General features: G+C 48.6%; 11 protein-coding genes, 1 tRNA gene and 3 rRNA genes. 1 reads left to right on the plus strand and 14 read right to left on the minus strand.

What is annotated here, in order from left to right; all coding sequences use genetic code 11:
* Positions 1 to 44 precede the first annotated feature (44 nt).
* From rrf to BS614_RS30480, 4 genes are all read right to left on the minus strand, one after another.
* Positions 45 to 161, minus strand: a 5S ribosomal RNA gene (gene rrf, locus BS614_RS30465).
* A 143-nt stretch (positions 162 to 304) separates the two neighbouring features.
* Positions 305 to 3230 (minus strand): 23S ribosomal RNA (locus BS614_RS30470).
* Positions 3231 to 3440: 210 nt separating this feature from the next.
* A tRNA-Ala gene (locus BS614_RS30475) sits at positions 3441 to 3516 on the minus strand.
* Between the two features lie 108 nt (positions 3517 to 3624).
* Positions 3625 to 5177 (minus strand): 16S ribosomal RNA (locus BS614_RS30480).
* Together the 16S, 23S and 5S rRNA genes with 1 tRNA gene alongside form the textbook arrangement of a ribosomal RNA operon.
* A 712-nt stretch (positions 5178 to 5889) precedes the next feature.
* On the opposite strand from BS614_RS30480, the gene BS614_RS30485 reads away from it, so the two are divergent.
* Positions 5890 to 7263 (plus strand): molybdopterin-dependent oxidoreductase, encoded by a 1374-nt coding sequence (locus tag BS614_RS30485; RefSeq protein ID WP_074096573.1) that lies wholly within the window; start codon positions 5890 to 5892, stop codon positions 7261 to 7263.
* A gap of 127 nt (positions 7264 to 7390) precedes the next feature.
* On the opposite strand, the gene ligA is transcribed toward BS614_RS30485, so the two are convergent.
* From ligA to BS614_RS30535, 10 genes are all read right to left on the minus strand, one after another.
* On the minus strand, positions 7391 to 9412 hold the full coding sequence (gene ligA, locus BS614_RS30490; RefSeq protein WP_047840609.1) for an NAD-dependent DNA ligase LigA: 2022 nt from the start codon (positions 9410 to 9412) through the stop codon (positions 7391 to 7393).
* 282 nt (positions 9413 to 9694) lie between these two features.
* Entirely contained in the window at positions 9695 to 12049 is a 2355-nt protein-coding gene (gene pcrA, locus BS614_RS30495; RefSeq protein ID WP_074096574.1) for a DNA helicase PcrA, read from the minus strand.
* A gap of 532 nt (positions 12050 to 12581) precedes the next feature.
* Positions 12582 to 13277, minus strand: coding sequence for a heptaprenylglyceryl phosphate synthase (pcrB, locus tag BS614_RS30500; protein ID WP_074096575.1), 696 nt, complete (start codon positions 13275 to 13277; stop codon positions 12582 to 12584).
* Between the two features lie 115 nt (positions 13278 to 13392).
* On the minus strand, positions 13393 to 14268 hold the full coding sequence (locus BS614_RS30505) for a phosphatidylinositol-specific phospholipase C/glycerophosphodiester phosphodiesterase family protein (protein ID WP_074096576.1): 876 nt from the start codon (positions 14266 to 14268) through the stop codon (positions 13393 to 13395).
* Between the two features lie 134 nt (positions 14269 to 14402).
* Positions 14403 to 15284 carry a dTDP-4-dehydrorhamnose reductase gene (gene rfbD / locus BS614_RS30510; RefSeq protein WP_074096577.1) on the minus strand — a complete coding sequence of 294 codons (882 nt, stop codon included), beginning with the start codon at positions 15282 to 15284 and terminating at the stop codon, positions 14403 to 14405.
* Complete coding sequence (gene rfbB, locus BS614_RS30515) at positions 15281 to 16306, minus strand: dTDP-glucose 4,6-dehydratase (RefSeq protein WP_074096578.1); 1026 nt, start codon at positions 16304 to 16306, stop codon at positions 15281 to 15283. Before rfbB ends, rfbD begins: the two co-directional genes overlap by 4 nt.
* A gap of 54 nt (positions 16307 to 16360) precedes the next feature.
* The gene (rfbC, locus tag BS614_RS30520; RefSeq protein ID WP_074096579.1) at positions 16361 to 16909 is read right to left on the minus strand and encodes a dTDP-4-dehydrorhamnose 3,5-epimerase; all 549 of its coding nucleotides are present in this window, start codon (positions 16907 to 16909) and stop codon (positions 16361 to 16363) included.
* A gap of 181 nt (positions 16910 to 17090) precedes the next feature.
* The gene (galU, locus tag BS614_RS30525) at positions 17091 to 17969 is read right to left on the minus strand and encodes a UTP--glucose-1-phosphate uridylyltransferase GalU (RefSeq protein ID WP_074096580.1); all 879 of its coding nucleotides are present in this window, start codon (positions 17967 to 17969) and stop codon (positions 17091 to 17093) included.
* Positions 17970 to 18265: 296 nt separating this feature from the next.
* Positions 18266 to 21916: a DEAD/DEAH box helicase gene (locus BS614_RS30530; RefSeq protein WP_074096581.1), complete on the minus strand. Its 3651-nt coding sequence runs from the start codon at positions 21914 to 21916 to the stop codon at positions 18266 to 18268.
* A gap of 103 nt (positions 21917 to 22019) precedes the next feature.
* Complete coding sequence (locus BS614_RS30535; protein ID WP_017692029.1) at positions 22020 to 24533, minus strand: U32 family peptidase; 2514 nt, start codon at positions 24531 to 24533, stop codon at positions 22020 to 22022.
* Positions 24534 to 24934: the final 401 nt, after the last annotated feature.

Genomic DNA, 24934 nt, shown 5'->3' on the forward strand with positions numbered 1-24934 from the left:
AACAAATAAAAACCACCACCGAATAACATCGGCAGTGGTTCTTCGCTTGGCGGCGTCCTACTCTCCCAGGACCCTGCGGTCCAAGTACCATCGGCGCTAGAGGGCTTAACGGTCGTGTTCGGGATGGGTACGTGTGGAACCCCTCCGCTATCGCCACCAAACGCGATTTGTCGAAGCATAGCTTCTTGAAATCAGATATGGAACTGAAAATCATACACACGTTCTGTGATGTACCAATTTTCATTTCAGAGATCATTCTCTGAAAACTAGATTCGAAACGAAACATGCGAATTACAACTTGCTATTGGATAAGCCCTCGACCGATTAGTACTGGTCAGCTCCATGCATTGCTGCACTTCCACCCCCAGCCTATCTACCTCGTCGTCTTCAAGGGGTCTTACATACTGGGAAATCTCATCTTGAGGGGGGCTTCACGCTTAGATGCTTTCAGCGTTTATCCCGTCCGTACATAGCTACCCAGCGGTGCTCCTGGCGGAACAACTGGTACACCAGCGGTACGTCCATCCCGGTCCTCTCGTACTAAGGACAGCTCCTCTCAAATTTCCTACGCCCACGACAGATAGGGACCGAACTGTCTCACGACGTTCTGAACCCAGCTCGCGTACCGCTTTAATGGGCGAACAGCCCAACCCTTGGGACCTACTTCAGCCCCAGGATGCGATGAGCCGACATCGAGGTGCCAAACCTCCCCGTCGATGTGGACTCTTGGGGGAGATAAGCCTGTTATCCCCAGGGTAGCTTTTATCCGTTGAGCGATGGCCCTTCCATGCGGTACCACCGGATCACTAAGCCCGACTTTCGTCCCTGCTCGACTTGTAGGTCTCGCAGTCAAGCTCCCTTATGCCTTTGCACTCTTCGAATGATTTCCAACCATTCTGAGGGAACCTTTGGGCGCCTCCGTTACTCTTTAGGAGGCGACCGCCCCAGTCAAACTGCCCACCTGACACTGTCCCCGCACCGGATTACGGTACCAGGTTAGAACCTAGATACGATCAGGGTGGTATCCCAACGTTGCCTCCATGCAAGCTGGCGCTCACACTTCAAAGGCTCCCACCTATCCTGTACAGATCGTACCCAAATTCAATATCAAGCTGCAGTAAAGCTCCATGGGGTCTTTCCGTCTTGTCGCGGGTAACCTGCATCTTCACAGGTATTAAAATTTCACCGGATCTCTCGTTGAGACAGCGCCCAAGTCGTTACGCCATTCGTGCGGGTCAGAATTTACCTGACAAGGAATTTCGCTACCTTAGGACCGTTATAGTTACGGCCGCCGTTTACTGGGGCTTCGGTTCACAGCTTCGGATTGCTCCTAACCACTCCCCTTAACCTTCCAGCACCGGGCAGGCGTCAGCCCGTATACTTCGCCTTACGGCTTCGCACAGACCTGTGTTTTTGCTAAACAGTCGCTTGGGCCTTTTCACTGCGGCCCCCTCGTGCTATTCACACTACCGGGGCACCCCTTCTCCCGAAGTTACGGGGTCATTTTGCCGAGTTCCTTAACGAGAGTTCTTCCGCGCGCCTTAGAATACTCTTCTCGCCTACCTGTGTCGGTTTGCGGTACGGGCACCATCACCTGGCTAGAGGCTTTTCTTGGCAGTGTGAGATCATGACCTTCGCTACTACAATTTTCGCTCCCCATCACAGCTCAGCCTTACAATGTGCGGATTTGCCTACACATCAGCCTTACTGCTTAGACGGACATCCATCAGTCCGCGTCACTACCCTACTGCGTCCCCCCATTGCTCATAACGGCTTACGGTGGTACAGGAATTTCGACCTGTTGTCCTTCGACTACGCCTTTCGGCCTCGCCTTAGGTCCCGACTTACCCTGAGCGGACGAGCCTTCCTCAGGAACCCTTAGGCTTTCGGCGGATCAGATTCTCACTGATCTTTTCGTTACTCATACCGGCATTCTCACTTGTATAATGTCCAGCGCTCCTTACGGTACACCTTCAACCCTTATACAACGCTCCCCTACCCCTGATGCAAAGCATCAAGCCATAGCTTCGGTGGTGTGTTTAGCCCCGTTACATTTTCGGCGCAGAGTCACTCGACCAGTGAGCTATTACGCACTCTTTCAATGGTGGCTGCTTCTAAGCCAACATCCTGGTTGTCTGTGCAACTCCACATCCTTTCCCACTTAACACACACTTGGGGACCTTAGCTGATGGTCTGGGCTGTTTCCCTTTTGACAATGGATCTTAGCACTCACTGTCTGACTCCCGGAAGTAAGTCTATGGCATTCGGAGTTTGACTGAGCTTGGTAACCCTTGCGGGCCCCGCACCCAATCAGTGCTCTACCTCCACGACTCTGTTTTCCGAGGCTAGCCCTAAAGCTATTTCGGGGAGAACCAGCTATCTCCGAGTTCGATTGGAATTTCTCCGCTACCCCCACCTCATCCCCGCATTTTTCAACATGCGTGGGTTCGGGCCTCCAGTGCGTGTTACCGCACCTTCACCCTGGACAGGGGTAGATCACCCGGTTTCGGGTCTACGTCCACGTACTAATTCGCCCTATTCAGACTCGCTTTCGCTGCGGCTCCGGCTCTTCACCTTAACCTTGCACGGGAACGTAACTCGCCGGTTCATTCTACAAAAGGCACGCCATCACCCCTAAAACGGGCTCTGACTTTTTGTAAGCACACGGTTTCAGGTTCTATTTCACTCCCCTTCCGGGGTGCTTTTCACCTTTCCCTCACGGTACTGCTTCACTATCGGTCGCTAGGAAGTATTTAGCCTTGGCAGATGGTCCTGCCGGATTCATACGGGGTTTCACGTGCCCCGCACTACTCGGGATCCGTCTCGGAGGGAACCAACTTTCAACTACAGGGCTTTTACCTTCTTTGGCGGGCCTTTCCAGACCTCTTCGCTTAACCGGTTCCTTTGTAACTCCATGTGAGACGTCCCACAACCCCAAAGAGCAAGCTCTCTGGTTTGGGCTTCTCCGCGTTCGCTCGCCGCTACTGACGGAATCACTATTGTTTTCTCTTCCTCAGGGTACTTAGATGTTTCAGTTCCCCTGGTATGCCTCTACACAACCTATGTATTCAGTTGTGAGTAACTGGAAATTACCCCAGCTGGGTTTCCCCATTCGGACACCCCCGGATCAAAGCTTGCTTACAGCTCCCCGAGGCAGTTTCGTTGTTCGCCACGTCCTTCATCGGCTCCTAGCGCCTAGGCATCCTCCGTGTGCTCTTAGTAGCTTAACCATTTTGTTCCGGTTTCGGTCGCTCGCTTCCCTTGTTTTGCTTGCGCAAAGCCAAAAGTCGCTCTCACCCGATACCATCACAAAAGCAATTTAACTACCTTTATACACTTGACTTGTTTGCACAAGTTCAGCTTAAAGGAATGTTCTAATTCGCGTTTGTTTCGTTTCGATATCTAGTTTTCAAAGAACAAGCCAAATAGATGAAATTGTTTGGTGGAGCCAAGCGGGATCGAACCGCTGACCTCCTGCTTGCAAGGCAGGCGCTCTCCCAGCTGAGCTATGGCCCCTCAAATTCCATCAAAACTGAACAAATGGATAAGTAACTGTGTTGCTGTTGCAGGTTCTAAGAACCTGCATATTTGAATGTTTCCGTTGCAGGAAACGATTCTCCATAGAAAGGAGGTGATCCAGCCGCACCTTCCGATACGGCTACCTTGTTACGACTTCACCCCAATCATCTATCCCACCTTCGGCGGCTGGCTCCTTGCGGTTACCCCACCGACTTCGGGTGTTATAAACTCTCGTGGTGTGACGGGCGGTGTGTACAAGACCCGGGAACGTATTCACCGCGGCATGCTGATCCGCGATTACTAGCAATTCCGACTTCATGCAGGCGAGTTGCAGCCTGCAATCCGAACTGAGACCGGCTTTGTTGGGATTGGCTCCATCTCGCGATTTCGCAGCCCGTTGTACCGGCCATTGTAGTACGTGTGTAGCCCAGGTCATAAGGGGCATGATGATTTGACGTCATCCCCACCTTCCTCCGGTTTGTCACCGGCAGTCTATCTAGAGTGCCCACCCGAAGTGCTGGCAACTAAATATAAGGGTTGCGCTCGTTGCGGGACTTAACCCAACATCTCACGACACGAGCTGACGACAACCATGCACCACCTGTCTCCTCCGTCCCGAAGGAAAGATACATCTCTGCACCGATCAGAGGGATGTCAAGACCTGGTAAGGTTCTTCGCGTTGCTTCGAATTAAACCACATACTCCACTGCTTGTGCGGGTCCCCGTCAATTCCTTTGAGTTTCAGTCTTGCGACCGTACTCCCCAGGCGGAGTGCTTAATGTGTTAACTTCGGCACCAAGGGTATCGAAACCCCTAACACCTAGCACTCATCGTTTACGGCGTGGACTACCAGGGTATCTAATCCTGTTTGCTCCCCACGCTTTCGCGCCTCAGCGTCAGTTACAGCCCAGAGAGTCGCCTTCGCCACTGGTGTTCCTCCACATATCTACGCATTTCACCGCTACACGTGGAATTCCACTCTCCTCTTCTGCACTCAAGTCACCCAGTTTCCAGTGCGATCCGGGGTTGAGCCCCGGGATTAAACACCAGACTTAAATGACCGCCTGCGCGCGCTTTACGCCCAATAATTCCGGACAACGCTTGCCCCCTACGTATTACCGCGGCTGCTGGCACGTAGTTAGCCGGGGCTTTCTTCTCAGGTACCGTCACCTTGAGAGCAGTTACTCTCCCAAGCGTTCTTCCCTGGCAACAGAGCTTTACGATCCGAAAACCTTCATCACTCACGCGGCATTGCTCCGTCAGGCTTTCGCCCATTGCGGAAGATTCCCTACTGCTGCCTCCCGTAGGAGTCTGGGCCGTGTCTCAGTCCCAGTGTGGCCGATCACCCTCTCAGGTCGGCTACGCATCGTCGCCTTGGTGAGCCGTTACCTCACCAACTAGCTAATGCGCCGCAGGCCCATCCCCAAGTGACAGATTGCTCCGTCTTTCCAGTTTCCTCCAGGCGAAGAAAACAATTATTCGGTATTAGCTACCGTTTCCGGTAGTTGTCCCAAACTTGAGGGCAGGTTGCCTACGTGTTACTCACCCGTCCGCCGCTAACTATCAGAGAAGCAAGCTTCTCTGATAGTCCGCTCGACTTGCATGTATTAGGCATGCCGCCAGCGTTCGTCCTGAGCCAGGATCAAACTCTCCAATAAAGTATTGAAAAGAGCGATAAGCTCATTTTGAATCTGACGATTCATTGTGAATCAAAAGTTACTATCCATTTGTTCAGTTTTCAAGGAACTTGTATGTCCGTTTATGTTGATGTTTGTCAACCGGACAGGAATCTTATCATATCATGTTAACTAACTTACTGTCAACACTTTGTTTTCGTCATCTTTCAAATGATTATGACAATCATTCGTTTGAAGCGACAAGAAATAATATATCACGTAGTGATTTATTTAGCAAGCATTTTTAATCAACCTTTTAATATCATCATATCTTCATCTACGCTGTCTTGTTTCCAACCTGTATTCGACAGATTAGCACATGCTCTGAACAAGTGAAAGGCTACCCTTAAAGTGCATTACATATAAAAGAAATAACTCATTTCTATAATACTGCCTTCTATAACCACAAGTAATAATGATCTAGATGAGTTTTAGTTAGAGTACCGATCGGGATAACGATCCCTGCCCTTCTGTTGGTTTGAAGAAAGTGATCCAAAAACTCTATAATAAGGTATATAGATATAGGGATAAGGTTAAGCAGTCAAGTGTACTACTTTCATAAGTAGCCTATGAACAATTGTATAACCATCTCGCATTGCACCTTTACACAGATCACGTACTCCATTCACAGCTAGCTATTACATATCCAAAGTTCTGAATAAACTCATTACTAACCTATATGGGGTGATCGCACTTGAAGCAATGGTTAAAGAACAGACGCAAAGGTTACGGCAAAAAGTTGGTTTCCATCCATGCTTGGAATGCCTGGATTGTTGTGATCCTAGCTATATCAGGTCTTATGCTGATAGGAGGTTTTTGGCGAGAGATACTCGGAATTGGACGTGTCTGGTTAAAATGGCTACATATCATCGTTGGGCTAGCTATGCTGGCACCCGTATTATATTACTTAATTTTGGCCGGAAAGCACTGGAAACAGCTTCGTAATAGGCCTTGGCAAAGGGTGAACACCATCTTTGTTCTTGCGCTGCTGGTAGGCTGGCTACTCTCGGGTATTGTATTATGGCAGTTCAAGCTAGCTGGACCTCGATGGTCGAATGCTGCACTTTTGATCCATGACCTGCTGACTTGGGTGGGCCTACCTTATATTATCTATCACTCCATCACTCGGACCAAATGGTTAAAGGATCCTGCACGTCGTGCGGTTAAAACCACTACAACTTCAACACGAACTCAAAATACAGCTGATCCATCTGATTCAATATCGGATGAAAAAGAAACTCCGGCTGCTATATCTTCTTCCCAGTTTGATCGCAGTTCCGAGAGAGATCCCCTCAAATCAGAGGAGCGACCTCAACCTTTGTATACACGACGAGCTTTCATCCGTTCTGCTGTGGGGGTTGGTCTCGCCGTGACTCTTGGTCCTACTTTTATATCCTGGGTAGGACGAAATCTCAAGATCGATAGCAGTATTGATAGCATGCTGGAGAACGACCCTAACCGTATGGTTCCTCTGCCACAACCACTGTCTGCCTCTTCACCTCCCATTGGAGGCGGAGCTGAAGGTCATTTCCGCGTATATACGGTTACGCCTATACCGTCCTTCTCCAATGCTAACTGGTCTTTCCGAATTGATGGACTGGTTGAACGGGCAAAGGTTTGGAATTGGGAACAATTCGTGAAGCTGACGCGCACCGTACAGGTTAGTGATTTTCACTGTGTAACGGGCTGGTCTGTATATAAGAATACCTGGGAAGGTATCTCTCTTGCACAGCTTTTGAAACAAGCCGGGGTTAAACCGGAAGCTCACAGTGTGAAATTTTATTCCGGTGATGGTGTGTATACGGATGCCCTTACGATGGATCAAGCGCAAATGGATGATATTATGGTCGCTGTCATGCATGATGGCAAACCTATCCCTGCTGATCTTGGCGGTCCGGTACGGCTCGTTATTCCTCAGATGTATGCCTATAAATCGGTAAAATGGTTGAATCGCATTGAACTCATCGACAGCGAACATATCGGTTACTGGGAAGAACGAGGATATGATAAGGATGCTTGGCTTACAGACGCATCTCAGCGCATCCCTAACAATTTAAGTGGATCATGATGAGATAAGATAAGATTGGTGAGCGTTCATTCGTTGTAAAAGTGATTCAATAAATAGCAAAAGCCCCCGATCACATATTCGTGTCTTCGGGGGCTTTCTTATATGAACTCTTTTGTTAATTCATCCTTTAACCCTGTGGGTTCAAGAGACGCACAAGTTCGTCCTCATCCTCAATCGTTGGAATACCGAGATCATGGGCTTTGGTTAGTTTACTACCTGCCTTCTCTCCGGCAATAACCAAATCTGTCTTTTTCGACACACTGCCAGTTACCTTCGCTCCGAGCGCTTCCAGTCTTTGCGTTGCCTCTTCCCGCGTCAATTGATGCAGCGTTCCGGTCAAGACGACCGTTTTACCACTGAAGAAGGAATCTTCCACAACAGCAACGGCTGGTGCCTCAGGTGCCTGAGCTTTCACACCCAAGTTGAGCATTTTCTCAATTGCAGCCTGTGTAAACGGATCTGCAAAAAAGTTTACGATGCTCTCTGCCACAATACCACCGACGTCGGGTAGTTCAACCAGTTCTTCCACGGTTGCATTCATAATGGCGTGCAGATCTCGATAATGATCAGCGAGCATGCGCGTTGTCGATTTACCTGTGTTCGGAATACCCAGTGAGTATAAGAAGGAAGCCAAGTCTCTATCTTTACTAAGCTCAAGCGCAGCGATAAGGTTGTTCGCTTTCTTTTCCCCAAATCGCTCCAGCTTCACCAGATCATCAAACTGTAACGTATACAGGTCAGCAGGCTCACGTACGTTCAATTCATCATACAACTGAATCGCTGTTTTCTCACTGAACGTCTCGATGTCCATAGCATCACGGGAAGCAAAATGGGAAATACGTGCCACCGTTTGTGGTTTACACGCAAGTCTATTGTTACAGAACAGATGCGCTCCGCGTTGCTCCAGTGGGAATCCACATGCAGGACACTGCTCAGGGAAGACGATCTCCTCACCATCACTCTCCTCCGTCACTTTACCCAGAATCTCAGGAATGACGTCGTTGGAGCGACGGATAAAGACCCGTGTGCCCAGAGCAAACTTCAGATTTTTGCGCTCAATATCGCCGACATTGTTCAGCGTACAGTTCTGTACCGTTACCCCGGCAAGTTCAACCGGTTCTACGCGTGCCAGCGGAGTTACTTTGCCAGTACGGCCCACATTCCATACCACAGCGTTAAGAACCGTCGTGGTCTCTTCAGCCTCGAATTTATATGCCACCGCCCAGCGAGGGAATTTATCGGTATAACCCAACACCTCGCGGGTGCGCATGTCCGTAATTTTGATAACAGCTCCATCGATCAGATAGTCTAGCTGCCCTCGGTTCTCCTGAATCGCGGCCAGTTGTTCCATCACATCATCAAACTCATGGAAATAAGTAATCGATGGATTAACTTTGAAGCGGTTCTCACGCAGGAAATCCATCATCTGCTGATGATTGGCAAACTGAATGTCATCCGAATAACCTACATTATAAAAATAAGCATTCAACCGACGCTCAGCCGTCGCCTTCGGATTCAGGTTGCGGAGCGCTCCTGCTGCTGCATTACGCGCATTCTTGAGTGGCTCTGCCGCTGTCTCATTGTATCGGTCCAAGACAGACAGATTCATGATGCCTTCACCCTGTACTTCAATCGTACCGCTTGTGTAAGGAATTTTGAGCGGAACGGATCGGATCGTTCTTACCTGTGCCAAAATACCTTCACCTACGGTACCGTTCCCTCGTGTAGAGGCTTGCACCAACTCACCGTTGGTGTATGTCAGGTTCAGCGTCAATCCGTCAAACTTCAACTCAATGACATAACCTGGTTCCGGTAAAGGCGTATCGGGATTTTTACTGTTATAGTCATTAATCAGTTTTAGTACACGGGTATTCCAGCTCCGAAGTTGCTCAATATTCTGTGCTTTGTCCAGACTCCATAAGGAGGATAAGTGGCGATGCGGGGTAAACCCCTTTAGCAGTTCGCCACCCACACGCTGTGTTGGAGAATCAGGCAGAACCATGCCGCTTTCCTGTTCCAGCGTAACCAGTTCATCGTACAGAAGATCATACTCCTTATCGCTGATCTGTGGCTGATCCATCGTGTAGTACTGATAATTATGCTGGTTCAGTTCGGTAACGAGTTGCTCCATCCGGTGCATCGGGTCCATACAGGGCCATCCCTCCGTTAATTTGATCTATGTAGAACGAACACTCCTATTGCACTGAACTGCGATAACAGAAAAACGTTCCATCGTTGATATCACTACATAATTTCAATGAATGAATATCCACACTGACACTCCGATAACAGAATAACTTTCCGATCGCTGTTATCTCCGGATTTCTTTTAATCCATTTTAAAAGGTGGAAATCCGGGGATAAAGGCGAACGCTATGCTTCTTCAAGTTATTTCTGCTCTCTCTGTTATCGTGCAAAAGGAGGTTTCGTTCTTATTCTACTTTCGTAATTGGGGCAAATCCGGCAAGCAAACGTTTCACACCCACCGGAGCCGGGAAGGCAATCTGCAGTTCGGTATCATTACCTGTCCCTTTGACCGCAACAATGGTGCCTGTCCCCCATTTACCATGCTGCACTTTATCTCCTGCCTTGAATCCTACTTCACCATCAGAAGCTACCGGCTTGGAAGCAGATGATGGCGTAGAATATGTTGGGCGGGAGACACTTGTGGTCACACGCGAAGTTGGCGTGGATGAGGTAGCAGATGAACCGCTTTTACTTTGGTGATCGAATAGCTTGGTGCCACCACCGAAGTTACTTCCTCCACTAGAACCTAGTCCGCGTCCACCATATGAGCCGCCTCCGCTACTGCCTCGGCGGTAACGATCACGAGCCATCGAGGTGTCTTCCTTCAGCTCATCCGGAATTTCATCCAGGAAGCGGGAAGGCGGGTTCGCTGTTGTACGTCCAAACAAGGTACGCATCTGGGCACAGGACAGGAACAGTTGCTCTTCCGCACGCGTGATTCCTACATAAGCAAGTCGGCGTTCTTCTTCCAATTCTTCATTGTCCATAAAGGCACGGCTATGCGGGAAGACTCCTTCCTCCATACCTACGATAAAGACAACCGGGAACTCCAGACCTTTGGCGCTGTGCATGGTCATCAGGGTAACAGCGTCGCTCTGATCCTCTTCATCATCGTTCATGCTGTCGATGTCAGCAATCAATGCCAGATCGGTGAGGAACGACACGAGCGTTTTGTCTTCATTATTTTTCTCAAATTCCATCGTTACCGACAGGAACTCATCAATGTTCTCCAGCCGTGCGCGAGATTCGAGTGTGTTTTCATTTTGCATCTCAAGACGGTATTGACTCATCTCAAGAATCTTCTCAGTCAGTTCAGTGACAGACAGATACTCTACCATCTGATGCAACGCAGCGATCATGTCATAGAACTCCACCAGCGCATTCCGCGTACGGCCAGCAAAACCAAGATCATCTACGACCTGAAGTACACGGAAAATAGAAATTCCACGCTCTCCTGCGGCAGCCGCAAGCTTCGCTACCGTTGTATCACCAATGCTACGTTTCGGTACATTAATGATCCGGGTAAGACTGATATCATCGTCGGGGTTGGATAACAGGCGCAGATACGCCAGAATGTCCTTGATCTCTTTACGATCATAGAACTTGATGCCGCCAACAATCTGATACGGAATATCAGACTTGATCAGAATTTCCTCTATAACCCGGGACTGAGCGTTGGTACGGTACAAAATGGCATGGTTCTGATAGGATTTGCCGTTCTTCACATTTTTACTAATCTCAGAGGTAACAAAATACCCCTCATCATGCTCGGAATCCGCACGGTACACCTTGATCTTCGAACCACCCTCTTTGTCCGTCCACAGTTTCTTCGGTTTACGCCCTGTATTCAGGCCGATCACTTCATTGGCTGCATTCAGGATATTGGAAGTTGAACGATAGTTCTGCTCCAGCAAAATCGTGTTTGCTTCAGGGTAATCTTTCTCAAAGTTCAGGATATTGCTGATATCCGCCCCACGCCAGCGATAGATCGACTGGTCACTATCCCCTACAACGCAGATGTTATGGTGACTGTCAGCGAGCATGCGGCACAGCATGTACTGTGCACGGTTCGTATCCTGATACTCGTCCACGTGAATGTATTGGAATTTCTTTTGGTAAAAGTCGAGGACTTCCGGCACTTCTTTGAACAGTTGAATGGTCTGCATAATGAGATCGTCGAAATCAAGTGAGTTGTTGGCTCTTAACCGTTTCTGGTACATCTTATATACCTTCGCCACAATACCCTCGAAATAGTCTCCCGACTGCTTCTCATATTGCTCCGGACTGATCAGTTCATTCTTCGCCGTGCTCATCATCGATTGAACTGCTTTGGGTTCGAATTTCTTGGTATCGATATTCTGATCTTTCATACAGCTACGAATTACAGATAATTGGTCCGATGAGTCCAAAATACTGAAGTTGGAGGTAAAACCAATACGTTCAATGTCACGGCGCAAAATACGCACGCACATGGAGTGGAATGTGGATACCCAAATGTCGCGGCCCTGGGAGCCACCTACGAGTTGAGATACCCGGTCTTGCATCTCACGAGCGGCTTTGTTCGTAAAGGTAATCGCTAAAATGCCCCACGGAGGTGCCTTCCGTGTTGCAATAAGGTAGGCAATCCGGTGTGTCAGCACCCGCGTCTTGCCAGAGCCCGCTCCGGCCATAATCAGCAGCGGGCCATCCGTCGCCTCGACGGCTTGCCGTTGAGGGGTGTTAAGCCGTGCAACGGCATCATGTATATTTACAGGTTGCATGCATGCATGCTCCTTTCGTTGGTTGGTCTATAAAGCAAAATTAATAGGTTACACTTGCCACTCCGATGACAGAATAATCTTCCGATCGCTGTTATTCCCGGATTTTTCGATCTACTTTTTTAAAGGTAAAAATCCGGTAATACAGGCGAACGCTCCGCTTCTCCAGCTTATTTCTGTCCTCTTCGTTCTCGTGTAAAAATTAGTTTAGCTTATATTTAAAGGTAGTAAAAATACAAGAGAGAACACTTCGTTTCTTCAGATTGCTTCTGCACTCTACGTTTCCGTGTAAACATAGTCCCTGTATACGAATTTCTTAGTGAAAAAAGAACAAAATCAGGTAATAGAAGTATGCTTAGGATTTAGCTTTCTTACAGAAAGCTTTTAACGAGCATTTCGTTTCTCCAGCTCACTTCTCTCCTCTTCATTCTCGTGTAAACGACATTATGCTCATATAACTTCTTTATTTAGTAAGGGCAAAGTTCTATTTTAACAGATCATAAGGGGAAAATGGGGGAATGGTAAACTAAACCGATTAAATGGTTCCTTTTACAGCCAACACCGTCTCAAGTGCCTTAGTCAAATCGCTGTACACAATGTTACCTACCACGACAGTATCTGCCACCTGGGCAGCTTGCGCGGCTTTCTCCGAATCATCAATTCCGCCGCCGTAGATGAGGTGTGCCCGCTCCAATTGTCTGTGTGTCTCACCAACAAGCTCCATATCTCCGAACGTTCCGCTGTACTCCATGTATACAATTGGAAGATTGAGCAGACGCTCCGCTGCCTGGGCATATGCCACCGCAGCTCCTGTCGTCAGATCCGTATCTGCACCAGTCAACCGCGCTACCGTAGAGTTTGCATTAAGCACAATATAACCCTCGGCAATCAGCAGATCCCATGGGATAAGATAACCGTAACGCTCTATAGCTTGCTGGTGGTGCCCTATCATCCATTTGCTGTCCGTTGCATTCAGGACCATTGGGATCAAATATCCGTCAAACCCGGGAACAACAGCCTCCAGATCGGATACTTCAAACACACATGGCAATTCATAACGACGCACTCGGGACATCAGGTCTACCGTGTTATCATAGGTAATTCCGGAAGATCCGCCAACGATAATTGCATCTGTCCCCGACATGCAGACCAGATCGAGTTCTTCGTCCGTAATCTCCCGGTCCGGGTCAAGCTTAAATACATGTCTCCACTGCTTAATCATGTCTATCAACGAACATTCCTCCAGAGGTTCTTCTGCATCCTAGAAAGCTTGTAAACTAAGTCTAAGTCAGCAGACAGTGAGTGTCAATGTTCGTATAAAAAGGGGAACAGGAAAACATGAATTTTTACGGTTTCCAGGCAAAACGTGTATTCATCTCATCCAGTTCCTGCTCCGTCAGCACGTCCGAGTAGACCCCGTACACGCCCCACTTCTCATAGTTAGCCACCTGTTCAGTATCGTTGATAGTATGCACGTAGGTGACTGAGCCTGCACTATTCAGCTTGGCCACGAAATTCTGGTTTACTTTATATTCCGGCATAGTCACGGCATCAATATCATTTTTTTGCACAAAATCAACAACCTGATCTTCTGTATCCTGTGTGGCATATAACGTATAGATAATGGAAGGGAATGAATAGACTTCTTTCACCGTTTCGAGCATCGGTTCGTTATAGATCTGTACAACCACCCGGTCCAGCACGGATGGGTCATGTTCTTTGGCTGCATCCACGAGGGATCTTAACACCTGCTGAATATCCTCATCCTTCTGTTCCTTGGTGTCGGTTACGATATACATATCCGGGTACTTAGCCAGTACATCTATAATGCCATCGGCATCCATGGGTTGATACATGCCTAAGATAGGCGTATTCATAAATTCATCATGTGTCAGTGCCCCGGCTTGTTTATCCTCCGGAAGCTCTTCGTCTTGTCCTAGCATTTTGCTCATATTAGCGGTCCATTCATGTCTGGCTACGGCTTTGCGATCCGATGTTAACATAAAGTCGATCTCAAATACACGTGTGCCTTTCTCGTAATTGGCAATCATCGCTTCATAGGCGTTGGTATATGGTTGATCACGAATACTGCCCATCGCATGGGCGATTAATCTATAAGCGGTAAATCCGTCCCGTTGTTCCTCACTCTCGCTTTCATAGGCGAAAAAGAGTGTGCCCACGGTAACGATCAGTAGTATTAACACGGCGGCAATGCGTTTCATATCACATTCACATCCTCAGTACCTTTTTGATAGCTAACTACCCGAATTGATGAGGTGCAAAACAAAATAGCCGCCCGAGGCGGCTGTTAAATGGTGGGTAAACTTTGGGAATAAAGCAGGGACTCTCCACATGTTCAGTCTTTTTGCTGTACACTCAACTCTTTCAAAAACGCAATCAGTGCCTCACGCCAAGGTCTCAGAGGTTCCAGACCGTTCGTTCGAATCGCCAGATGATCCATCACCGAGTATGCAGGACGAGGGGCTGGACGCGGAAACTGATCGGTTGTGCATGGCGTAAGTTCGGCTGCAGGCTCGAACCCACTCCGCTTATTGGCTTCTTCTTTTATTGCCTCTGCAAACTCGTACCATGTGCAAGTCCCTGAATTGGAGGCATGATAGATGCCATACTTTTCACTTATGGAAAGGATATGAATGAATCGGGCAAGATCCACCGTATAGGTAGGTGAACCTTGTTGGTCATGAACAACTTGCAGTTGTGGACGTTTCTCCATAAGTTCCAGCATGGTTTTGACAAAATTACTGCCATACACGCCAAACACCCATGATGTTCGAATGATAAACCATTGCGTACAAAAACTTTGAACCAGACGTTCCCCAGCAAGCTTCGACTTGCCATATACACTCTGCGGATTCGTTACATCGTACTCGCGGTAAGGTGTACTCCCGCTCCCATCAAATACATAATCGGTACTGATATATACCAGTTTTGCTTTCACTTTCTCGGCGGCAACCGCGATATTTCTAGTACCTGATGCATTAATTACGTATGCTGTATCCTCATCTACCTCAGCCTGATCGACCGCCGTGTAAGCAGCGCAGTGAATAATGATGTGAGGCTGGAAGGTTGTAATCATATCTGTGCACTGCTGTTGATCGGTAATATCCATCTGGTTTTTGTCACAGGCCAATACCTGATGACCCTCTGTTTCGAAGGTCTTCACCACATCATAACCCAGCTGTCCTGCCGCGCCAGTCACCATAACTCTATAGTTCATTTGGACGAATCACCCATCCGCTTACCGTACTGAAGCTGAACATAGTCCTGATATGTGCCTGATTGAATTCTCGTCCACCAATCTTGATGTTTCAGATACCACTCGATCGTCTCCTTGATCCCTGTCTCAAAATTGTGTGCAGGTTGCCATCCGAGCTCTGTACGTATCTTGGTCGGATCTATACCATAACGTCGGTCATGTCCCAATCGATCCTGTACATATTGAATCAAACTCGCTGGTTTACCCAGTTGCTCCAATACGCTCTCCACAATGTAAATATTAGTACGTTCATTATTACCACCAATGTTGTATACCTCTCCAGATTGTCCATTATGAATCACCAAATCAATCGCGCTGCAGTGATCCTCGACATAAAGCCAGTCACGAATATTGAGGCCGTCACCATATACTGGAATGGCTTCATCATTTAAAGCACGGGATATAATCAGCGGAATCAGTTTCTCCGGGAATTGAAAAGGCCCGTAGTTATTGGAGCAACGTGTAATATTTACAGGCAGTCCAAAGGTCTCATGATAGGCTCTTACGAGCAGATCCCCGCCAGCTTTACTTGCAGAGTAAGGACTGTTTGGCATCAGAGGTGTATCTTCAGTAAATAACCCTGTTGCACCCAATGATCCATATACCTCATCCGTCGATACCTGAACAAATTTGGTGACTTGATACTTCTTTGCCGCATCCAGCAGAACCTGAGTACCCAGCACATTGGTACGCACAAAGATATCCGGGGACAGAATACTTCGATCCACATGAGACTCGGCAGCAAAATTCACAACCATATCGATGCCTTGGGAAAAAACAGCTTCCATCTGTTGTACATCTGCAATATCTGCCTTGATGAAGGTATATCGGGGATTGGACTCTACCGTATGCAAGTTCTCCAAGTTCCCTGCATACGTTAATGCATCCACATTGATAATTTCATAACTTGGATGTTCACGAAGCATATATAACACAAAGTTGCTGCCGATAAATCCGGCCCCACCCGTAACCAGTAGTTTCATGCTGTCTCTCTCCCTCTGCCTCCAGATACAGAAGTATCTGAAAAGTCTGATTAATTAGTCGAAATTCAGTTCAGCATCTTTCAGTAAAGGATGCTTCTGATCCTTCTCCGATAATATAGGTTTCGTCACAGGCCAATCAATGGCGAGCGCCGGATCGTTCCACAGAATTCCACGATCATGTTCAGGCGAATAATAGGCGTCTACCTTATAAGTTACCCGGGAATTAGGCACCAGTGTACAAAATCCATGAGCAAATCCTTGAGGAACAAGCAGTTGCCGCTGGTTGTACTCACTTAGAATGACACTTTTCCATTGGCCAAATGTAGGGGATGAGGTGCGGACATCAACAATCACATCATATATAGCCCCAGATATAACCCTCACCAATTTAGTCTGTGCTTTGGGCTGAAGCTGATAATGAAGCCCACGCAGAACACCTGCTTCAGCCGACAAGGATTGATTGTCCTGAATAAAGACGTGTCGTATCCCCTGTTCATGCAGAACCTGCTCATTATAACTCTCCATAAAATATCCACGGTGATCACCATAAACCTTGGGTTCCAATATGGCAGCGCCATGCATAAACAGCGGAAGTACCTTCATGACATCCCTCCGTTTTGCTGTTGACATCATTTCTTCATATTGACTATGTATATGTAAAGTGTCGGGTATGTGTTTGTTCATTGGCCTGTATAACCCTCATATTTACTCTTCCATAAAATAAATTAAAGCCCAGCCGCGATATCATTCTTCGGCTGGACTTCAAGGGCATGCGGAAAACCATTTATTGATCCTTTACGACCTGTTCCAAATACTTTAAGAGATCTTTCCGTAGATCCGGGCGTTGCAATGCGTAGTGAATCGATGTCTCAATAAAGCCCAACTTCTCACCAACATCATGACGCAGTCCGTCAAAGTGATAAGCAAGAATCTGCCGCTGTTCATTCAATCGGGACAACGCATCCGTAAGCTGAATTTCTCCCCCAACACCAGCAGATTGTTGACCTAGTATCTCAAAGATATCCGGTGTAAGAATGTAACGTCCCATAATAGCCAAGTTGGAGGGAGAGTCTTCGGTCTTTGGTTTCTCAATTAAGCGGCGGGCACGAAAAACACGTTCATCGGTAGGGGTCAGCAACTCTCCGTCCACAATTCCGTAGCGGGACACCTCGCTCCAATCAACAGGCTGTACACCAACAATCGGAGATTGCAGTTCATCGTAGACATCGATCATCTGCTTCAGGCAGGGATGGTCCGCTTCCACAATGTCATCCCCTAACAGGACGGCAAAAGGCTCGTTGCCGATAAACTTGCGGGCACACCAAATGGCGTGACCAAGTCCCTTCGGTTCCTTTTGACGGATATAATGAATATCTGCCATCTCGGAGGGTTTGCGTACTTCGTTAAGCAAGTCCCACTTCTGTTTGTCCGCCAGATTCTGCTCCAGCTCAAATGAATAATCGAAGTGATCTTCAATGGCCCGCTTCCCTTTACCTGTCACAATAATGATATCTTCAATGCCTGAAGCTACGGCTTCTTCAATAATGTACTGGATCGTTGGCTTGTCCACGATGGGCAGCATTTCCTTAGGCATCGCCTTGGTGGCAGGCAGAAACCGGGTACCCAGCCCTGCGGCTGGAATAATCGCTTTGCGAATACGCACACGAACCCACTCCTTTTGCTATATAAGTTGAACTAAAGATTATTTACACTGACACTACGATGACAGAACAACCTTCCAATCGCTGTTATCCCCAGATTTTTTTCATTCCCTTTTTTAAAGGGGAAATCTGGTGATAGCGTATGCTTCCGATGCAGCTTTCTTTCAGAAAGCTTTTAGGCGAACGCTACGCTTCTCCAGCTTTTTTCTGTCCTCTACGTTTCTCGTGTAAATGATTAGTTCAACTTGTATAGATTCATATATTTAATGATTCTTATTGCTACGATGCTTGGACTTCATTATACCATCAATAATTCGCGGATATCCTGTTCGGATAAGGTCGTCGAGCCCCCGTCTCCCGGTTCGATCACTTCGGCAATCAAGTCCTTCTTGCGCTGCTGGAGTTCCAAAATCTTCTCTTCGATCGTACCCTCGGTAACCAAGCGGATGACTTGCACCACTTGTTTCTGTCCCATACGATGTGCACGGCCAATCGCCTGTTCTTCCACCGCGGGGTTCCACCATAGATCATATAATATAACGGTATCTGCCCCTGTTAAGTTTAATCCGGTACCGCCAGCTTTCAGAGAGATTAAGAACAGTTCAGCTTCGCCCTCATTAAATCTGTGACACATCTCGACCCGGCTCTGTGCAGGGGTCTGACCATCGAGGTAGAACAGATTCCTTCCCTGTGCCGCAAGGGTCTGACGAATCAGGTTCAACATGCTCGCAAATTGGGAGAAGATAAGAATTCGTTTGCCTGAAGCCAAACAATCCTCGACCGTTTCAAGCAACTGTTCCATTTTCCCAGAATCGCCTTGATATCCTTCAACAAAGAGGGCCGGATGACAACACAACTGACGCAAACGCGTGATGCCGGCCAGAATTTTGATGCGATTCTTCTGGAATCCGTTATCCTCCATGTCCTTCGATGCTTCATCCTGAAGCTGGGAAAGGTATGCGGCGTACAGTTTCTTCTGTTCAACCGTAAGCTCTGACCGCTGTACCGTTTCAATGCGATCAGGCAATTCTTCCAACACATCCTTCTTCAGGCGGCGCAGAATAAACGGACGCACCATCCGCGAGATCCGTTCCGGAGGAAGGTCGCGGAATCTTCTGTAACTTGGAAATAACCCAGGGAATACGGCTTCAAAAATAGACCACAATTCATCCAGCGAGTTCTCCACAGGTGTACCTGTGAGTGCAAAACGACGCGGGGCCTGAATTTGTTTCACTGCCTGCGCGGTCTGGGAAGAAGCATTTTTGATCGCCTGAGCTTCATCCAAAATGAGCGTATGGAAGGTTCGGCCCAGGTAGGTGTCCAAATCCCGTCGCAACAGAGGATACGACGTCACAATTACATCTGCCTCATCCATACCAGAAAGCATATTGGCTCTCTCTTCTTTCTGACCGGCTGCGATAAGGACCTTCAGATGCGGGGCGAACCGTGCAAACTCATTAGCCCAGTTGTAGGTCAGCGAGGCAGGAGCCACGACAAGTACCGGAGGATGAATGACCCTCGTTCGGATCGTCAATCCATCCTGCTCCATCGTAGACCATAAGCCATCCGTATTCTCTGAAGCCATCTTATCCAATGGAAGCCCAGTTTTGGGATCGATATCGGAAGTCGCCAACGTTTCACCGCCCCGTAATGATCCGCTCTCCCGGTATTTATCACCGCCCGTAGGGTCCATGTTGTACTCAGGCTTCTCCTGAAGAACCGCTGTGATATAGGCGATGCTTTGCAACGTTTTGCCAAGTCCCATATCATCCGCCAGAATGCCGCCAAAACGATAATAGGCTAGAGTACGCAGCCACTGGTATCCGCTGTTCTGATAATCCCGCAGGATGGGGGTCAATGTTTTTGGTAATCCAAAATCCATCCGCTCAGGATCTCGGAGATCATCGAGGAAACGTTTCAGAGAACCTCCCCACTTCACATGACCGGAAACTTCGTCCCTGCCTGGCAATTGCAATGCCCGAACAGCTGGCAGCCGGATATGGCTGCTTTTGATGTCATCTGCACCCAGCCCAAGTGAATCGGCCATGTGAGCGAAACTGTCTGCACCTTCATTTTCAAGCGACAGAAAGACACCGCTCTTGAGACGGAAATACGGTTTCTTTTCCACGATGCGACGCATGAGTTCTTGAAGCTCCTGCTCGTCCACACCTTCCATCTCGAATGAAATCTCCAGCCAGTCCAGTCCTCTCCCCAAATCTGCTCGTACTTTCGGCGGTGTTGGATAGGATTGCACCATGGCCTTCACGGCGTTTGGCATATAGATGTCTACCTGTTTTTCAAGCTCAGGCAACAGATGATACATAACATCATAGATCGCATCTTCCCGTTCGCTCGCCCAGACACTACCATCACGTTCCAGGAAAGAACGATCGAGCCGTTCAATGAGATTCCGTTCTTTGTATCGATCACGCACCAAAATAACCTTTTTCTCTTCTTCATCTATTAAATACTCTGCAAGCGGATTAATAACCATGACCTCATAGTCGAATTCCAGACGCGCTGTAATACGTTCACGATAGAAGTCGATGTACAGCTTCGGTGAAAGTTCCGGTTCCGCGATCTGTTCACGCACCTGTGAATCAATGGACAGATGTCCGAGCGTACGCAGTTCTGGCACGACATGCTGAACAAACTCATCCACCTGCTGGGTCGAAATATCGATGCTTTCCTTAATCCCATACGACGTGAGCGCCCCGCTCAAGTCCTCCAGACTTCGCATCTGCATCGGCTCCAACATATGCAACTGCCCTTCCACCACAGCGGCATCATAAGCAGGGAGAAGAATCAGCTCACGCAGTCCGGAAATTTCAAGCTGATATCCTTCATTCGCTCCCTGGGCGATCCGGTAAAATAAAGGAAGTACCCCCTCACCCAGTGTGAGTGGTCCATTGGCAAATCCCGTGCCCTCCATCCGGCTGTCAGCCTTTAGCAGCAATTCCAGCAATGGCTTCCATACGAGAGGAGCAATCAATATATCCCGTCCGTCCGAAGCTCCCAGATAACCGGAGATGGATTGGCGATAGGCCTCCTCACTCTGTCTCATTCGAATAAGCATCGAGAGAATGGCCTGATCCTGCGGAGTGAAAACATGCATCAGTGGATCGTAGTGGAACAACTTGGTAAATGACATCGGCTCGCCCTTTTCGATGCAGTTCAGGAATTGTTTCACTTTCTGCACCACATACAGACGTTTGTTACCCACTTTCAGTTCAAGAGCAAGTTTCCCACCACCCTTGTGAACCTGTATCAGCTTACATATAAACTGAACCTGCAATTCTTCCCGCAGGGAGGAACGGCTGACAGGGGCAGTGTATTTACGATCATTTCCATGCAGCGGTCTCCGATCCTTGGCAAACATGGACAGAATCTGATCCGCCGTACGGTAAGAAGGTTTATCTGCCGAGCGGCCCCACCCCGAAGCTGAGCTTGGACGACCTGCTTGGGCAAAGTGAACGGGCGGACGCTCTGGGGCATCATTCAGTTGCTCTCGTTGTGAAGCGGACTGTGGTCGCTCCCATATGTTTTCTTCGACCAACGTCCCAACCCTGGACTTGGAACCTGAACTGGAACTGGTATTGGCTCCTTGGCCTGGAGCAGGTTGAGGAGGCTTCCCCGAAGCAATCGTGGCATTACGCTCCTGCTGCTCACCCCATTCGTGAATAGCCAACAGGACAGCAGCGACATGTTTGCAATAGTCATAATGCCTACCGTCACCCGGACAACTGCAGCCTGCCACAATCTCACCTGATCCATCTACATCCACCGTAACCTGATAACGCTCCGATCCCCGAACCTGTGCTTCATAATGAAGCTGATCCTCACCGACCACCAGATTGGTCACCCTGCCAGATAGGTTATAATCTTCTCCGCGCTTGAATGCCGTGACCCCGCACAGCAATTTGATATCCATAATTGTGAATGGCGCCACGCTTCTTCGCCTCCTGTATCATGATGTAAAAAAACCCCAAGAGCTCCTTGAAGCAGAGTTTGGGGTTCCTTCATACTTGTAACTGTTGTGTACCATACAATCGTTATTTCACCAATTGACCACGTGTAACGCCCAGTTGGTTTGTTGCTTTGAGTGTTTTCCAAACTTGTGTACCACTGATCTCGCCGCGCAGTGCACGGTTGTACAGATCGATAACTTCGCGTACCTGCTCCGGTGTCTCCTCCAGGAATTCCACACGGTAACGGGATACACCCAGATCCATAAAGTTGGTCAGATACTCGGCACCTGACTGTTCCACTGCGTTGTATACCGTATTACGGCAACCTTCATCCACACGTACTGGGTGGGACATGCCGATCCGGTCTTGCAGGGATGCACGCTGTTCCTCACAAGGACGGCCACAGTTCGTGAAGTCCGTTCCTTCACTCATGAACGTACAATACACACAGTGCTCGGTGTGGAACATCGGCAGATGCTGGTGGATAACCACTTCGGTCTGACTTGTACGGGAGTGGCCCAGCAAATCAACCATTTGTTGAATGTTCAGGTCATAGGATGGCGTAATCCAGTCACATCCGGCTTCCAGGAACAATTCAACTGCTTTGTGATTGGCAATATTCAATGAGAAGTCGCCGATCAATTCCGGGTGCTTCGCATCCGGGTTTTCCATCCGGTGACGCAGGTAGAAGTACAGTGCGCCTGTATTACGTACCAATACCGCATCCGGCTTCAGACGCAGGATGTTGTTATGATATCCGTTCTCCCCTGGCATATGAATACGCGGTGTTGCCAGCGCGATCTTGCGACCAGCGGCATGCACAGCTTCCACGGCTGCCGGGAACTGCTTGATAAACTCGAAGTCGGCATAGATCATGCCGATTCCTGCTTCAATCGCTGCCTCCACTTGTGGCAGGCTACGGCAGAGTGCGGTCAGTTCTGCTTGACCGCGAGCGACTGGCGATGCCGGTTTAACCGAATCGCCGTACACATCTACCGCCCGTTTCACGTAGACGGGTGGTTTAGGGCGTTCGCCCGCGAGTTGTTCTACCGCCTGACGGCGAATGTTATTCAACTCGCGCATTGGGATGATGACGTCACCGTGCAAGTTGACGTCCATTCCTTCCAACTGGAACACGGTGCCTCCCAGACGTCCGAACTGCTCTTCGAGCAATTCATGTGTCATTGGACGTTTCTGCGCGATGTCCAGTTCCATCTCGGAATCAATACGGACGGTCGTGCCTTTCTGTACGTCTGTCCACCATGTGCTAAGCGGCTGCCCCGGGCTGCCGATGACCTTCACCTTCACCGGGAATACACGGTACGGCTTCTCGGTCTCGAAGCTTTGACGCAGACGTTTGTCCAGCGCCGGGTCATTCGTTTTCCACACTTTGTCGCCAACTTTCACGCGTCGCAGATCCACGTCACTGCGGCCTGGCACGACATCAACGATCCAACCCTCTTCGGCTTCGCCTTCGAGTTTTACGCCTTTGCGACGTACATCGTATACACGTCCGCCCTCTTCCTTCTGAGTCGGGTCTCCGGCGTCAAATACAATTCCGTCTCCACGTTTCACAGGTGCATCCAGCTTGAGGACCACACCATCGCGCAACACTTGATCCACACGACCGAGGTAGACACCACGGCTTTTCGGGAACGTTCCATCCACCAGTTCTTTGTTGTTTGTACCGCTCAGGAAGCCATGCGTGAATCCACGGGAGAAGCTTTGCTGCAATTCGCGAACTTCTTCCTTGCTTGGCGGTGTGTTATCTCCATCAAAATAACGGTCAATCGCTTTACGATATTTGCTTACTACGTTGGCTACGTATTCTGGCGTTTTGAGACGTCCTTCAATTTTGAAAGAAGTTACTCCTGCTTCGATCAGTTCCGGCATCAGATCAATCGCTGCCAGATCCTTCGGAGACAACAGATAGGCTACATCACCCATCGGTTTGTGCACCCCATCCACCATCAGATCGTATGGAAGACGACAAGCTTGTGCGCACTCTCCGCGGTTCGCCGAACGTCCTCCCCACATTTCGGAAGTCAGACACTGCCCCGAGTAGGATACACACAGCGCACCATGCACAAATACTTCCATTGGAAGTTTTGCCTGCTCACCGATCTTCTGGATCTGCTTCAGGTTGTTCTCCCGTCCCAGAACGACACGTTCCATATCAAACGGCTTCGTAAACTCGACCGCTTCCGGAGACGTAATTGTCATCTGTGTTGAACCGTGAATCGGGAAATCCGGCGAGATCTCGCGGATCATCTTCACCAAACCCAAATCCTGAACAATTACAGCGTCCACACCTGCATCGACACAAGCGTCAATCAGTTCTTTGGCATCCGTCAATTCATTTTCAAAAATCAATATATTAAAGGTCAAAAAACCTTTTACGCCATAACTGTGCAAAAACGCCATAATCTCCGGCAGCTCGTCCATGCGGAAATTGTTCGCCCGTGCCCGTGCATTAAACTTTTCGACTCCGAAGAAAATTGCATCTGCGCCATTGGCTACCGCCGAACGCATACAATCCCAGTCACCAGCCGGTGCCAGAAGTTCAACGTCTTCTCTTCGTATTGTTGCTGTTTTCATGTAGATCCTCCCCATAACCGGCTATCCGCCGGATTTAATCCCTATATCCTTAACCGCCTGAACATAAAAAGCCTAAGACTGCACCTTATCGGGTACACCTGCATTGTCACGGTATTACAATATCTATCTATTATGTCTGTATTGCCTGAACTCCAAGCTTACAGTCATCCTATTCATCAGATCAGTAGTCATAACTCCTGAACTAGTATAGTGTACCACTTCTGCACCGACTCTTCTACGTTTTCCTGAAAAAACCGTTTACCATTTTCATTTCCATTAAGATTTACACTAGACACTCCGATTGCAGTACCATCTTCCGATCGCTGTTACCCCCAAATTTTTTTTATTTCCTTTTCTAACGGGGGAAAAATCTGGTGATAAACGCGCACGCTTCGCTTCTT

Source organism: Paenibacillus xylanexedens, from assembly GCF_001908275.1.
Taxonomy (GTDB): domain Bacteria; phylum Bacillota; class Bacilli; order Paenibacillales; family Paenibacillaceae; genus Paenibacillus; species Paenibacillus xylanexedens_A.